The sequence below is a fragment of the Leptospira sp. B5-022 genome, assembly GCF_000347035.1.
GTDB lineage: Bacteria > Spirochaetota > Leptospiria > Leptospirales > Leptospiraceae > Leptospira_B > Leptospira_B cinconiae.
On record NZ_ANIJ01000006.1, the window covers coordinates 202,385 to 217,516 of the forward strand.

Here is a 15,132-nt window from a genome sequence, read left to right on the forward strand (position 1 = left end):
CATGAATTCTTCTTCTAAACAATATTTTGATATTCTACTTGTAGAGGACAATCCGGCGGATGTTCGGCTCACGATAGAGGCTTTAAACGACTTGAAATCGGATAAAAGATTATTCGTCGCAAAAGACGGAGAGGAAGCGATCGATTTCGTAAGGGGAGAGGGGGATTTCGTGGGAGCAAAACGCCCAGATCTCATCCTACTAGATCTGAACCTTCCTAAAAAGAACGGCTTGGAAGTTTTGGAAGAACTCAAATCGGATCCTGAATATAAAAGTATACCCGTTGTCGTTTTGACTACTTCAGGATCGGAAAGGGACATTATTGCCACATACAATTTACATGCGAACTCATATATACAGAAACCGGTGGAATACGATAATTTTTTGGAAGCAATGGATACATTACGTATCTATTGGTTCAAAACTTCAAGGTTGCCTCCGAGATGAATGCAAAAGTTATGTCCGTCAGGATGAAACAAATATTAATAGTGGAGGACAACGAAGACGATTCTCGTTTGTTCGAAATTTTCTTAAAAGAAGCGGATCCTTCCGGAATTCGTTTGAAACATTCTCCGACAGTGGCGGACGCATTAGAGATACTAAATGAATCGGGAGAAGAGATAGATTGTATTCTTCTGGATCTTACCCTGCCTGATAGTTTTGGTTTAGACGGTTTCGAGGCTATTAAAAAATCCTTTCCAAAGATTCCTATCGTGATCTGTTCCGGGACCCAAGACGAAACTGTCGCCATGGAAGCATTACAATCGGGAGGTCAGGATTATCTCATTAAGGGAAAATTCGATTCTTATCTTCTTTTTAGATCCATCATATACGCGATCGAAAGACAGGACATGTTGACCAAGCTGGAAGAGCAGGCATTCCTCATTAAAGAGAATGAAAAAAAATACAGACTGATCTTCGAACATAATCCGCATCCAATCGTTTTATACAGTTATGATTGTGAAAGTATTTTGGATCTAAACCAGGAAGCGGAAAGAATTTACGGATTTGATCGGGAAGAACTACTTCGTATGAAATTTTCGGATCTATTTATGGGTACTTCTTCCGGTGAACAAAGACAATATCTCGCCTTGCATAACGGTAAAAATATTCCGGAAACACATATTCATAGATCCAAGGAAGGAACTCCACTCCTAATGGAGATCACTTCCTATAAATTCCGATTAGAGGGAAAAGAATCTGTTCTCGCGATCCTTGTGGACATGACAAAATGGAAACAGTCGGAAGATAATCTAATACAATCTCTGAGAGATAAGGAAGCGCTTCTTCAGGAGATCCATCATAGGGTCAAAAATAATCTACAGATCATGGCGAGTCTTCTAAATTTGCAGGCAAATTATGCTAAGAACAAGGAAGTCACCAGGGAACTTAGGGATACGGAGAGTAGGATATACTCCATGTCCTTGGTTCATAATGAACTTTATAATTCCAAAAACCTGGCAGAGATCGGTCTCGGTTCTTATGTGGATAAGTTATTGGATAATCTTTGGAATGTATACGGGATAGGTTCGGAGATCGGTAGGATCGTTGACGTAGGGAACTTAAGTTTAGCAGTCGAAAAGGCGCTTCCCATCGGAATGATAATCAATGAGATCGCTACAAATTCCATTAAGTATGCCTATTCTGAAAAAAAACAGGGACAGTTTTATATTACAGCGAAATCCCGAAATGGGATTTTCTATTTGGAAGTGGGGGACGATGGAAAGGGGATCCCGGATTATCCACAGATAGAAGCCAAAGAAACCTTAGGATTACAATTGATACGGATCTTATCCAAACAGTTGAAGGCAAAATTGGACATCAATACTGCAGCTCCGGGAACCCGATTCCAGATCGAGTTTGCGTATTAAGCGGCCAGTAGTTTTTTGAATTCGGAAATACAAGCCTTGCAAGCTTCCGAACATGATTTACATTCATCGTGGTGATCCGCGTGTTTATCACATTGAGCGGCACATCTTTCACAGGACTCCAAACAGATAGACGCTAATTTTTTGGTAGAAGAGGAACCCAAAGAAGACAACACAACAAACGCATCGCATAACGCAACGGTCTCTTCGACCGATCTGAGGCAATCCGCCATTTCTTTATGGCCTTCAGCCAGCATATCCACACACATATTGATGCAGACTCTACCTTTTAATATACAGGCGGAGGAAGCTTCGATCGCGGAGCCGGGAACGGAAATTTTTTCGGCCTTCTTCTTTTTAGAAGTTTTTTTATCGCCGTGGTCATGTCCTAACATGGAAGAACTTGCGAGTAAGGCCATAGTTGTCGCGCCCAGACCAAGGATTTGTTTTCTAGATATTTTCTGTTCCAATGGAACCTCCCTTGGCTCTCTAAATTATCTAAGAATCCGGTTTTCGTCGCCTAAAATAGGTTGAAATCCGCAAAAAAAACCGCTTTCTTTTCGGAACTTTTGGAATAGGTTTGGAAAATTCTTCCCGCTAAAGTTGCTCAAACTGAAATGACTCGTCGGATGAATTAAACCGGTTAAAATGTTCGGACCCGCGAAAGAAAAAAGCGACTTATCTGCAGCGATCGGAGAATCGGATACAATTCTTATTCTGGACGATGCTCCCGAAAACTGCTTTTTGGTGGAGAGGATCCTTAAAAAAGCAGGATACGGAAATGTGATTTCCACTCAATCTCCTGAGACCGCATTGGAATGGTTAGGTCTGCAAGGAAACCCGGAAAACAAAAAAGAGATCTCACTTTTGCTTTTAGACATTCTTCTTCCGGGAGGAATGAACGGCTTGGACATTCTTCGCAGCTTAGGTTCTAAAGAAGAATTTTCGGATCTACCCGTTATTATCATCACTGCGATCCACGATACCCAAACTTTAGAATCAGCATTTGAATTAGGTGCAATCGATTACGTTACGAAACCTTTTGATGCTCATGAGCTTAGAGCAAGGGTCCGTTCTACTCTGAGACTTCGGCATGAGATGCTTCAAAGAAAACAACGAGAAAGAGATCTGGAAGAGATCACGGATAAACTTTCGGAAGCGTACCGAACTTTGCTCAGGGTTTCTAGGACGGATGGTCTTTCCGGAATTTGGAACAGAAGATTTTTTGACGAGATATTGGAAGTCGAGTGGAAAAGAGCCTGCCGTTCCGAAAAACCTATCTCGTTACTTTTACTGGATATAGATTATTTTAAAAAGTTTAACGATACCTACGGCCACCAAGCGGGTGATGAATGTATTCGTCAGGTTGCGGGGGTCCTAAAAAATACTGCGAGGCGAGCGGGAGATTTTCCTGCTCGTTACGGCGGAGAAGAGTTTGCCGTGATCTTGCCGGAAACGGATTCTGAAAAGGCTCTTATCGTTGCTGAAAATATTCGGACTCGCGTGCAAGAATTGAAGATCCCCCATGAAGGTTCCCCAACTTCCGAGTTCGTGTCCGTAAGTATCGGGATCAGCACTCGTATGTCCGGAAAAGATAAAGAAAGTAAAAAGTTTTTAGAAGAGGCGGATAAGGCTCTCTATAAATCCAAAGAAGGCGGACGAAATAGAAGTACTGTCTATAAAGAATAAACCCTTGGGTTTAGGCCGGATTGGGGTCTTATTTCCTCTTTTTTTCCCGAATTGTAATGAATCTCCTGCATTTTTTTTCCAAAATTGGAAATTTGTTTGCATCGCACTAAGTCTTATAACTTACTAAACGATATATAGAGATAGAAATGGTTATATTGGATAAAATAGTACAGGAATTCAAAAACAGGTTTTTTGAAACCGTGAAGGTTCCGGTGCAGGTGCATTCTTCTTCCGGGGACTTCCAAGCAACTTGGGAGGGCATCGAAGGCACGGCGCTTAGCTTTACCTTAGATCGTTTTCATCCCGATCCTGAGGGTAGCAACGCTGTAATCGAGATCCGCGTTCCGTTTTGGAAGGAACCCTTATTGTTTTCTGGAAAACTTTTGGATAAGAGAGTTGTGAAATCTAAATCTTCCGAAAGGATCACGGATACTGTTTTGGTATTCGAATCGGAACTTTCAGAATTTTTAAAGAAAAATCTTCCAAAGATAGATCTAACTCTTCCTAAAAAAAAGTGATCCTTATTTTTTAGGAAGATCCACTTCTAAGATCATCGCTGCATGATCGGAAAGGATCGGATCTTTTTTGACTGTAAGGTTTTTCAGTTTGGATTTGAGTTCCGGAGTCACGAAAAAGTAATCGATTCTCCATCCTTTGTTATTCCCTCTTGCTCCCGCTCGAAATGTCCACCAAGTGTATTCCTGCTTACTCGGATATAATTCCCTAAAACTGTCCACCCAACCCGTGGAAAGAAATTTAGTCACCCAGGCCCTTTCTTCCGGAAGAAAGCCGCTATTTTTTGCATTTCCTTTCGGATCGTGTATATCCATTTCGGTATGAGCGATATTCACATCCCCGCAAAGGATCAGGTTAGAATGTTTCTTTTTTAACTTTGCGGAAATTTTTAGGAATTCATCCAAGAATCTCATCTTCGCAGCTTGTCTCACATCACCCGTGGTTCCGGATGGAAAGTAAACGGTCCAGATGGCGTAGGAATCGAATTCCGCTAGGACACTTCTTCCTTCTTTATCAAATTCATCGAGGCCTAGTCCATACGTTACTTTTTTAGGTTCCTGTTTCGTCCAAAGGGAAACTCCGGAATATCCCTTCTTTTCCGCAGAATGGAAGTATGCCTTGTATCCCAGTTTTTCCCAAATTTCAGAACTGAGTTGGTCCGGTTGTGCTTTTGTTTCTTGGAAGCAGACAAAATCTGGTTTTTCGGTGGTGATGACATCCCCAAGGCCTTTGCCCCAGGCGGATCGGATTCCATTGCAGTTCAGACAGAAAACTTTCATATATGTTCAGGAGTTCCCAGGATTTTCGGGATGCTAAGTCCGGGCAAAGAAAAAAAATGTCCGTATGAGCATTCGTATCAGGGAAGTAGGGTTGGATTTTTCCTTAGAACCCATTCTCCAGAGAGCAAAGCAGGACTTAAACGATACTTTGGCCCTGGTACGTCCCATTTTGGATCAGGTGAGAGTGGGCGGGGATAAGGCAGTCTATGAGCTCACCCAAAAATTCGACGGGTTAAAACCTGAAAAATTGGTATATCCTGTTTCAGAATGGAAAGGAAAAGCGGACCCGGAGTTGGTTTCCGCATTGGAAAAAGCTAAGGAGAATATTGAAACATTCCATAAGGCCCAAATACCTGCCGACCTGGATGTGAATGTCTCCGGAAATACATTAGGAATTCGTTATACTCCAATCGAGTCGGTGACCGTATACGCTCCCGGTGGAAAAGCATTATATCCTTCCACCATTCTGATGGGAGTCATCCCTGCAAAGATCGCCGGTGTAAAACATATTCAGATCGTCACACCTCCCCAAAAAGAAGGGATTCCGGACGGATTGTATGCTGCCGCTAAAATTGCCGGGGCCGATGCGATCGTAACCGTAGGCGGCGCCCAAGGAATTGCAGCCGCCTCGTACGGGACCGAAACCATTCCTCGTTCCGAATTTGTGATTGGGCCTGGCAACAAATATGTGACCGCTGCTAAAGTTCTGTTGAGCGGACAAGGTGTGATTGGGATCGATAGTCCTGCAGGTCCGAGTGAAGTTCTTGTGATCGCGGATATTTTCGCAAATCCGAATTGGGTAGCGGCAGATCTACTATCCCAAGCAGAACATGGAGAAGATTCGGCGGCTATACTATGTACCGATTCCATGGAATTTGCCAAAAAAGTTTCGGAAGAAATCGATAAGGCATTAAAAGAAAGACCGAAAAGGGAATCTATCAAAAGAGCCTCTATAGAGAACGAAAGTTGGATATTAGTTTTTTCGAATTTAGAGGAATGTGTAAACTTCTCCAATTTATATGCTCCGGAACATTTGGAGATCCAAACCAGAAATTATCGGGAATTATTCAAAAAGGTCAAACATGCCGGTTCCGTCTTCTTGGGCCCTTATTCTCCTGTGGCTATGGGGGATTATATCAGCGGCACAAATCATATCCTTCCGACGGCAGGGGGGAGTAGGATCTTTTCTTCCTTAGGAGTTCTTACGTTTTTAAAAAGAGTGACCTATCAGGAAGTGACTAGGGACTCTTTGGAAAGTTTATATCCGTATGTAAAAGCCCTCTCCGAATTCGAAGGTTTGGATGAGGAACATGGAAATTCAGTGAAGGTAAGACTTTCTCAAAACGGCAAACCATGATCGTATCCAAAGATCCAAACGAGGTCAGAGACCAAATACTCTCCTGGAAGTCCGAAAAACTTTCCGTGGGTTATGCTCCTACCATGGGTTTTTTACATGAGGGGCATGCAAATCTATTCGTCCGCTCTTCCGGCGAAAATTCCAAAACAGTCGTTTCTATTTTTGTAAATCCCGCACAATTTAACGATCCGGAAGATTATGTAAAATATCCGGTCAATACCGAAGGTGATTTAGAAATTTGTAAATCATCCGGAGTCGATCTTGTTTATTTGCCGGACAAGGATACCATGTATCCGGGCGGAATTCCGAAAGTCGAATTACGCATTCCTCATTTGATGAAAAATCTGGATGCGACAACTCGACCCGGTCATTTTGAAGGTGTACTTCTGGTACTTTCCCGTTTATTCCATACAATTCCTGCGGATCGTTCTTATTTCGGTAAGAAGGACTACCAGCAATATTTGATCGTAAAAGATTTTGTAAAAGCCCTCGGTTTTCCAATGGAGATTATTGGAGTGGATACGGTTCGCTCTGCGGAAGGTTTGGCATTAAGTTCTAGAAATGCACGTTTGATCGATTCGGAAAAAGAAGAAGCGTTATTACTCATCCGCGCATTACGTTTGGGAGAGAGCCTGATCAAACAGGGAGAAAAAGATCCTTCCGAAGTTCTGACTGTTATGAGGGATGTTCTGGATTCTTCTTCTAAAATACAAACGGATTATTTGGAAGTTTTGGACGCAAATACATTAGAAGAACTTCCTATTCTAAAAGGGGAAGTGCTTCTTGCCGTTGCCGCCTTTTTGGGTCAGGTTAGATTGATCGATAATCTTACCGTTAAGGTATCTTAATAGAATATGGCTAAATCGGTTTCCATTCAGGGCGATTGGAAAAAATCTTTGGAAGATCTTTTTTCTTCCGCAAAGGAGAATATTAAAGTTTCTTCCGTTCCTGGTTCGGTGCATTCTCTTCTTTCTTCCGTTATTTTCCAGTCTCAAAAGAATTCTAAGATCGTAATCTCTCCTACAAATACCGAATCCGAGTTTTTATTTAGAGAAAGTTTAAGTTATCTAGAGCCGGATCAGGTTTGTTATCTTCCGGGCCAGGAAGTTTTGCCTTACGAATACATGCGTTATCCTCAGGAAATGAAAAGAGAGAGGATACAGGCTCTCGCTCGTATATTGTCGGGGGAAAAAGTTTTAGTATTCACGTCCGTTTCCGGTTTTTTAAAAACTATTCCGGAACCTTCCGCTCTGAAAGAAAGATCCTTGTCGGTAAAAATAAACCAAGAGATCGAACCCGAAAACTTAATGAGAGAACTTGTCCGTTTAGGCTATCATCGAGTGGACATGTGCCAGGCATTCGGCGAGTTCAGTTTGAAGGGCGGGATCCTGGATGTGTTTTCCTCCTTTTCCGCGGATCCGATCCGGATCGATTTTTTCGGGGACGAGGTGGAATCCATTCGCACATTCGATCCGGAAACGCAAAGGTCGTTGGAAAATTTGGAAGAGGCGTTTTTACTTCCTGCAGACGAGTTTATTCTAACGGATTCCCAAAAAGAACAATATCGAAATCTTATTACGAATGCGGATAAGTCTTTGCATTTACCTGAGATCCCGGACGATTCAGGCGGGACCTATTACGAGGAACTTATTCCTATGGTCCGGGAGAATAAGGGAATATTATCTTTTTTTAAATCAAAACCCGGATTGATCTTTCCCGATCCGAACGGAGTAAAAGAAAGATATTCCCATCTTTTGAGAGAATACGATGCACTTTACGAAAAAAGAAGTAAAGAGATCTTATGTGCTCCTCCTTCTTTTCTTTTAAGAGATAAGGAAGAATCCGAACTTTTAGAAAATGTAAGCGGTATTAAATTTACTCAACTTCCACCAGGTAAACCGGAAGATCTGGTTTGTCCTTTACATCAGGCACCTTCTTTTAAGGGGAAGATTAGAGAGGTCCGGGAAAAAATCGGGGAATTAAAAACGGAAGGCGGGTGGAAGATCATTCTTACTTCTTCATTCGAGGCCCAAACACAAAGACTTTTAGGACTTTTTGAATCGGAAGGAATTCGTTTATTAAATCCGGAAGCAACCGAGCCCGAGCCGATCCTTCTTCCTAATAAATCCAAGGAAGAAGTCTATCTTGCAGTTTCCGAAATACGGAACGGTTTTGTATGGGAAGAGGAGAAACTTCTGTTCTTATCGGAGAACGACGTATTCGGTAGGGAATACAAACGTAAGACAAGATTCAAAAAACAAAGTAGCAAGGCCATCCAAAGTTTCCTGGATCTGAAGGAAGGGGACTTCGTGGTGCATGTAAATCATGGAGTCGGAAAATTCCTCAAAATAGAAAGGGTCAATGCCGGCGGAAAAGAGAGGGATTTTTTAAAATTAGAATATTACGGCGGTGACACGTTATTCGTTCCTTTGGACCAGATCTCTCTCGTCCAAAGATTCGTAGGCGGAACCGAAAGGCCAAGACTAGATAGCTTAGGGAAAAGCACCTGGAAAAAAACAAAAGATCGTGTTCAAAAAGCGGTCGAGGGTCTCGCGGAAGATCTGGTTCATATGTATTCCAACAGGATCAAACTTCAGGGATATGCTTTCCCTCCGGATACGATCTACCAGGAGGAGTTCGAAGCGGAATTCGAATACGAGGAAACTCCGGATCAAATAGAAGCGATAGAAGCCGTTAAAAAAGATCTAGAGTCCGCAAGACCTATGGATCGATTGATCTGCGGAGATGTGGGTTACGGAAAAACGGAAGTTGCCATCCGGGCGGCATTCAAGGTGGCAATGGCAGGCAAACAGATCCTGATGCTTGCACCTACCACGATCCTCGCTTTACAACATTATAATAATATGAAGAAAAGATTCGAGAACTATCCGATCACTGTGGAATTAGTCTCTCGGCTTAGGACTGCTGCGGAAACTCGCGATGTTCTGAAACGTTTTTCCTCCGGAAAAGTGGATATGCTGATAGGAACCCATGCGGTCCTTGCAAATTCCGTCCAACCTAAAAATCTGGGACTTCTAATCATAGACGAAGAACAAAGGTTCGGAGTGAACCATAAGGAATCCATTAAGAAAATCAAAAATCTTGTGGATGTTCTGACCTTGACCGCGACTCCGATACCGCGAACTCTTCATATGGCTTTAACCGGGATCCGGGAACTTTCTATCATAGCGACCCCTCCTAAAAACAGACAAAGTGTGGAAACCTATGTGATCGAAGAGGACGAGGATGTCTTAAGAGATGCGATCCGCACGGAACTTGCCAGAGAGGGACAAGTATTCTATCTTTATAATAGAGTAGAATCCATCGAACAAGAGACTAAAAAATTAAACGAGATCGTGCCGGAGGCTTCCATCGGGGTGCTTCACGGACAAATGACCGAGGATGAGATCGAAGAAACTCTCGTGGATTTTTACGCTCGTAAATTCGATATTTTGGTCACAACTACCATTATTGAATCCGGAATTGATATCCCGAATGTGAATACTCTGATCGTAAAAAGAGCGGATCTGTTCGGACTTTCCCAATTGTATCAGATCCGAGGCAGAGTGGGAAGAAGCGACAGAAAAGCATTCGCCTACCTTCTTCTTCCTAAGGATAGAGTGGTGACGGAAGATGCGGAAAAACGTCTGAACACGATCTACGAATACCAAGAACTCGGTTCCGGATTCAAGGTCGCAATGAGAGACTTGGAGATCCGAGGTGCGGGAAACCTTTTAGGCAAAGAACAGTCCGGCGATATTATGGAAGTGGGCTTCGATCTGTATGTGCAGATGTTGGAAGAAGCAATTGCGAGGATCAAAGGAGAAGAAGTTAAGATCGAAGTGCGGACCGCTATCAATTTGGATTCCAACTTCTTCATTCCTGAGTCATACATTCCGGACACAAGACAGAAAATAGAATTTTATAAACGATTTGAAGGCGCAAGAGATCTGGATGAAATTGAAGAAGTCACCAGGGAAATGACCGACCGTTTCGGTGAACCTCCGGAAGAGGCAAAAACTTTTCTTATGTTGGAAAAAATCCGTACCCTCGCTTCGGTTTTAGGTTTCGAATCCGTATCCGAGTTAGGGGAGGAAATCCGCCTAAAATTAGGAACACATTTCCTCGGCAGTTATGACAAAATCGTAAACTTGATTTCCGCGCGGATGGGTCTTACTATGAATCCTAGAGAACCGAATGTTCTTATATATGTTCCCGGGAAAGCCAACCAAAAGGACAAACTTGTGAAACTTGTTTACTTCTTAACGGAAATGTTGCCAGACAAAAAGTAATGGACGCCAGGCCCGGTTCTCCTATTTTTTGCGTAGGAATTCCAACACAGATGAAACGGCTATATTTCTCCCTCACTTTACTCTTATCTTTTTTCTCTTTCGCATATTGCGGGGACGGGACTCCTGTCATCGAGTCCATCGACGGTAATAAGATCACTACTGCAGGTTTTGAAAGCGCTTTTGACACGGCTTTGGATACTTTAAGCCGCACTCAAAATATCGAAAAAAAGAACGTAATCAAATTTTTGACCGAAGAAGAAAGTAAAGTTCCACAAAGCTTTCTGCAGCTTAGGAACGAGTTCAGAAAAAGAAAGTTTTTCGATCGTTATCACGAGATGATGGTAGTAAAAGCCGCCGCAGACAAAAGTGGTTTCAGCAAAAGATCCGATATTAAAGAAATCTTAAAGTTCCAAGAGATGCAGTTGATCTACGGAATGTATATAGCCGAGCAGATCGAGTCCAGAATTAAGATCACCGAGCAGGAATTGAACGAAGGTTGCCAAGAACTTCGTGCTAAATACAAACAAGCAGAGTCCTTAACTTTGGAACAATGTTACGATGCTGCAAGAGCTCAGATCAAGGGAAGAAAATCCGAAGAAGTTTACAAGTCCGTTCTGGATAGAATTAAGGAAACTGTCGCGATCAAACATAACGATAAGTTCGATCTGGAAAAATACCTGGATAAAGAGTTCAGCTTTCCTGAACTGAACAAGGAAGAAGGTTCTAAAGCTGAGGAGACCAAGGCACCGGAGGCTAGTGCTCCTACACCGGCGCCGGAATCTACTAAGTAAAAAAGAATTTTTTCAACGATTTGAATTCATATCTAAACGCAATCTTCCGTAGCGTAATTGAAGCGATTACGGAATTTTTACCGGTGTCCTCCACAGGGCACCTTTTCTTATTCTCGAACTTCTATCCTTTTTCGGAGGGAGCGGATTTCGACGACTTATTCGATATATTCATCCAGAGTGGTGCTATCCTTTCGGTTCTTGTTATATACCGTGTGAAGTTTTTAGAACAGGGAAGATTGGCAGTACGTTACCTTCTCCGCAAAGAAGATAACAAGGAAGGATTCCTTTTTTTAACCAAAGTTACGATCGGATTTTTACCGATTATGGCTGCGGGATTCTTGTTCAGAGGGTTTTTGGATAAGATCAAGGGTAGAGAAGACATCTTGGCGATTTTAGGATGGGCTTGGTTTATAGGAGGAATCCTGATCTTAGCCTCAGAGTTTTGGTTCAAAAAAAGAGAAAAGATAAAAACAAGCGAGCCTATCGGGATACAGGACGCAGTAGTGATCGGTATCTTCCAATGTTTAGCTTTGATCCCGGGTGTTTCTAGATCCGGAGCGACTATCGTTACCGCCAGATTTTTAGGAAAGGATACCAGAAGTTCCGCGGAGTTTTCCTTCTTCGTAGCGGTTCCGGTTTTGTTCTTAGCGGGTGCCTATAAATTATTCAAACATAGGGCGGTGTTAAATTGGGAGAATCTACCGATCCTAAGCTTGGGTTTTGTTCTTTCCTTCCTACTTTGTTTTTTAGTGATCAAATGGTTTTTAAGATATTTGCGGACTCATTCCTTTAACGGGTTCGGCTGGTATCGGATACTTCTTGGGATCTCAGTGCTTACCTTCTATAAAATAGTGATGCAGGGCTGACCCAACACGATAGTGTGGCTTAGATCGGAATGCGCCCCTGGATCCGAAATTGTCTAATTTTACTTTTTTTGCCTAACCTAATATGGGGGCAACCGGTCGACCTAGGGCCTAGGGGGCAGGCGGGTGATACGAACTCGGAAGACGATACCCAAAGATCAGTCGTTAAGACTAGAAACCGCCTTTTAAATAGATCCATCGAAGTCCTAAGTGAAAGGGAAGTTGACGAGCAGTTGGAAAACCTAGGTCTTTCCAGGGAAGGTTCCATCTATACCAGACGTAAAAGATTAAAAGCCGCTTTAGGGGAAAAGGAAGACAATAAGCCCGATTTTTCCGCGTTAGCCGGAACTGCTAAAAAAGATCTACCTATGGTAATCGAGAACGCCGCAGAAGGCGAACTTATGCGAGTGGATCAGACCAAGGGCGGGGTTTTGGTCTTACGAGGTCGGGTTCGTATTAAATTGAAGAGCGGAAGTTTGGAAGCGGAGACAATTTCCGTGGATTCGGACCGCCAAGAGGTCTATGCGGAAGGCGGGATCAAATACGAGGATGGAAGGGCAAAGATCACCGGAGATAAATTCATTTATGACTATAGATTGGATAAGGGTGTGGTCTATAATACCAAAGGAACGGTTGCTCCCGCCTACTTTTTCGGGGAGAAGGTAAAAAAATTAGATGATAAACGTTACATGTTGGAAATGGGATACTTCACATCATGTAACGCGGAGAAGCCTCATTATTCTTTTAAAGTGGATAAGGTGGTGCTATACCAGGATCGGACGGTTATAGGAACTAACGTTAAATTCCAAGTCGGAGGTACTACGGTATTCTGGCTTCCATTCTTCTATAATAATAATTTAGGCAACGGTTGGACTACTCAAGCGGGTAAAAATAATACCCAAGGATTATTCATTCAGAACTCTTTACAATGGTCTACGATCCCAACTTGGTCCTGGACTCCTATGGGATATAAATTCCGAGCGGACTTTTATGAAAAAACGGGGCAAGCCTTTCAAATGGAGATGTGGAAGCAAAGCACACATCTCAACTATTTAATAGATATCGGTTATGCAAACCATAAAGCTTACCAGATCACTTCCGGTTTCGAGGATAGATTTGCCAATTACGGTCTCGGCACAAGCGCAGTCACAAACCAGGTGGATAAGGGGAATTATTGGGGAACCAATATCCCGAATATAGGAGAAGATAAAGATCCATGGTGGAAGGGTAGAATATTCTTAAATTCTAAAATGAATAACACGGAGAAGGACGTTACTAGAAACTTATCCGTTCAATATGAGAATTTTACGAACCGTTTATTCGAATACGAATACGGAAATAGATACCAGCCAAGCAATAGTTTGCAGTCATTGTATACTTTTCGAGACGTTCGTTACGGTTATATTCGCAATAATTTGGAATGGAAATTGGACTATACCGAGAATAGGGGAGATCTTTCGGTAAATATCAATATGAAGAGAAATATGCTCTTCTATAACCTTTCTCCTTTGAACAAATCCGGCTATTTTCCTACGGTGGACGTTCTTCCATCCGTTACGATCAAGAATAGTTCCGAGATTACAAGGCTTCCTTATTTTGAGACTCCCGTGTATTGGGATGTGTATTTAACGAATACATTGATGAGATTTTACGGAGTTCCGACGCAGGAAAAATTGAAGATTCCTACTTCCGATGGAAATTACGAAAATCCGAACGGAGATTATAGGGAAAATCTTCTCAGGACCCAGAACTATTTACAGGGGGAAACCGGTTTTAGGACTTCTATGAACTTTGGAAGTTATGTGTCCTTGGCCCCGAGTGTTTATTATGGAGCTAAAAAACAATCCGCTCAGTTGCCGGCGGGAAATACCGATACCGTTTCCACGAATTTTACTTCCTTGGAAAGAAGTTTAGCCAGGGACAGTTACCAATATTTCAGGACAAATACCAATCTAAGAATCGGTGCTCCGATCCTATTCTTTAATACTACGTATCGTAAGTTAGAAGCGGAGAAGCCGGACTTACAAGATCCAATTCTCATGAAAAACCGACAACATGAGATGGAATTTTCTTTAGAAAGTTATGCTTTGGAAAATTTTGAAATCTCTCTAAGGACGATAAGAGACCTTCGGACATTTTCGGACGAATACCAACCTCAGCCTACAAGTCAGGAAAGGTGGTATTATACCGTTTTTCGTTTTGCAGGATACATCGATTTCTTGGAAGGATTCAGCAAAAGAAAGAGAACTCTTTTGGAAAGAAAAAGAAGTTTTTACACCGGCTTGTTCTTTAATAACGATTTTGTGTATCATACTCCTTTGCATCGTCCTTTGTCCAATAATTTCACTCTTTCTTATAAGATGGGGGGATTTCGCCTTCCTTTCCTAAGATATATCCGTGAATTGGAAGTAGGTGGGACATGGTACCATATCTATTACGCTTCTATGATGGATAATTATAGGATCTATGCCAAGGCAAGTATAGATATTACTAGAGAATTCGGGTTTGAGGCGGAGATAGATTCTAGAGTCACGGAACCTTGGAGATATACAAATCAAACCGATAATTATTATTATCAACGATATATTTTGAATACGGACCCTACTTCGCCGTTCACTTCTATGAATATGAATCCTACAAATTTAGGTCAGGATATTATCAACGGTTCCGGAATAAACGGTACCCAAGCGAGACAAACAACCGCTATGAACGTCAATCGTGCGATGGCAGTCTTAAAATACAATCTGCATACAATGAATTTTAGATTGGGTCTAAGTAGTGATCTAAGGTCCGTGCCTGGCGGTACAACCGGAGCGAGTCAGGTGACTTTCTATGATCAATCCATATTTTTTTCCATATCTTTAACGGATTTCAGTTTGGGTCAGGAAGATTCTTCCCAGCTTTCCAGAATACGTCTATTCAGGTTTAGAAAACGTCCGTTTAGGGCAGGTTATACGGAAGGAGTCGATTCGGAATAGT

Annotated in this window: 12 protein-coding genes; 10 read left to right on the forward strand and 2 right to left on the reverse strand. The window is 42.3% G+C overall.

Annotated features, from left to right (window positions below):
• The first annotated feature begins 1 nt into the window (after nt 1).
• Nucleotides 2–445: a response regulator gene (locus LEP1GSC192_RS01520; protein ID WP_020768170.1), complete on the forward strand. Its 444-nt coding sequence runs from the start codon at nt 2–4 to the stop codon at nt 443–445.
• Nucleotides 442–1,869, forward strand: a complete 1,428-nt coding sequence (locus tag LEP1GSC192_RS01525) for a histidine kinase dimerization/phosphoacceptor domain -containing protein (RefSeq protein ID WP_020768018.1) — start codon at nt 442–444, stop codon at nt 1,867–1,869. Before LEP1GSC192_RS01520 ends, LEP1GSC192_RS01525 begins: the two co-directional genes overlap by 4 nt.
• Here LEP1GSC192_RS01525 and LEP1GSC192_RS01530 read toward each other — a convergent pair.
• Nucleotides 1,866–2,336, reverse strand: a complete 471-nt coding sequence (locus LEP1GSC192_RS01530; RefSeq protein WP_020768266.1) for a Csp1 family four helix bundle copper storage protein — start codon at nt 2,334–2,336, stop codon at nt 1,866–1,868. The genes LEP1GSC192_RS01525 and LEP1GSC192_RS01530 overlap by 4 nt on opposite strands.
• A 178-nt stretch (nt 2,337–2,514) precedes the next feature.
• Here LEP1GSC192_RS01530 and LEP1GSC192_RS01535 point away from each other — a divergent pair, with 178 nt between their 5' ends.
• On the forward strand, nt 2,515–3,555 hold the full coding sequence (locus LEP1GSC192_RS01535; RefSeq protein ID WP_020768498.1) for a diguanylate cyclase: 1,041 nt from the start codon (nt 2,515–2,517) through the stop codon (nt 3,553–3,555).
• Nucleotides 3,556–3,701: 146 nt separating this feature from the next.
• On the forward strand, nt 3,702–4,073 hold the full coding sequence (locus LEP1GSC192_RS01540; RefSeq protein WP_020768313.1) for a hypothetical protein: 372 nt from the start codon (nt 3,702–3,704) through the stop codon (nt 4,071–4,073).
• Between the two features lie 3 nt (nt 4,074–4,076).
• On the opposite strand, the gene LEP1GSC192_RS01545 is transcribed toward LEP1GSC192_RS01540, so the two are convergent.
• The gene (locus LEP1GSC192_RS01545; protein ID WP_020768159.1) at nt 4,077–4,850 is read right to left on the reverse strand and encodes an exodeoxyribonuclease III; all 774 of its coding nucleotides are present in this window, start codon (nt 4,848–4,850) and stop codon (nt 4,077–4,079) included.
• Between the two features lie 64 nt (nt 4,851–4,914).
• Here LEP1GSC192_RS01545 and hisD point away from each other — a divergent pair, with 64 nt between their 5' ends.
• Genes hisD through LEP1GSC192_RS01575 form a run of 6 tightly spaced genes read left to right on the forward strand, consistent with a single transcriptional unit; the run spans nt 4,915 to nt 15,131 of the window.
• Entirely contained in the window at nt 4,915–6,207 is a 1,293-nt protein-coding gene (gene hisD, locus LEP1GSC192_RS01550) for a histidinol dehydrogenase (protein WP_020768328.1), read from the forward strand.
• Nucleotides 6,204–7,055, forward strand: coding sequence for a pantoate--beta-alanine ligase (gene panC / locus LEP1GSC192_RS01555; protein WP_020768264.1), 852 nt, complete (start codon nt 6,204–6,206; stop codon nt 7,053–7,055). Before hisD ends, panC begins: the two co-directional genes overlap by 4 nt.
• Nucleotides 7,056–7,061: 6 nt before the next feature.
• Nucleotides 7,062–10,499, forward strand: a complete 3,438-nt coding sequence (gene mfd, locus LEP1GSC192_RS01560) for a transcription-repair coupling factor (protein WP_020768460.1) — start codon at nt 7,062–7,064, stop codon at nt 10,497–10,499.
• 50 nt (nt 10,500–10,549) lie between these two features.
• Nucleotides 10,550–11,290, forward strand: a complete 741-nt coding sequence (locus LEP1GSC192_RS01565; RefSeq protein WP_020768097.1) for a lipoprotein LipL31 — start codon at nt 10,550–10,552, stop codon at nt 11,288–11,290.
• Between the two features lie 20 nt (nt 11,291–11,310).
• Entirely contained in the window at nt 11,311–12,156 is an 846-nt protein-coding gene (locus LEP1GSC192_RS01570; protein WP_036088658.1) for an undecaprenyl-diphosphate phosphatase, read from the forward strand.
• Nucleotides 12,157–12,185: 29 nt separating this feature from the next.
• Nucleotides 12,186–15,131 carry an LPS-assembly protein LptD gene (locus tag LEP1GSC192_RS01575; RefSeq protein WP_020768010.1) on the forward strand — a complete coding sequence of 982 codons (2,946 nt, stop codon included), beginning with the start codon at nt 12,186–12,188 and terminating at the stop codon, nt 15,129–15,131.
• Nucleotide 15,132: the final 1 nt, after the last annotated feature.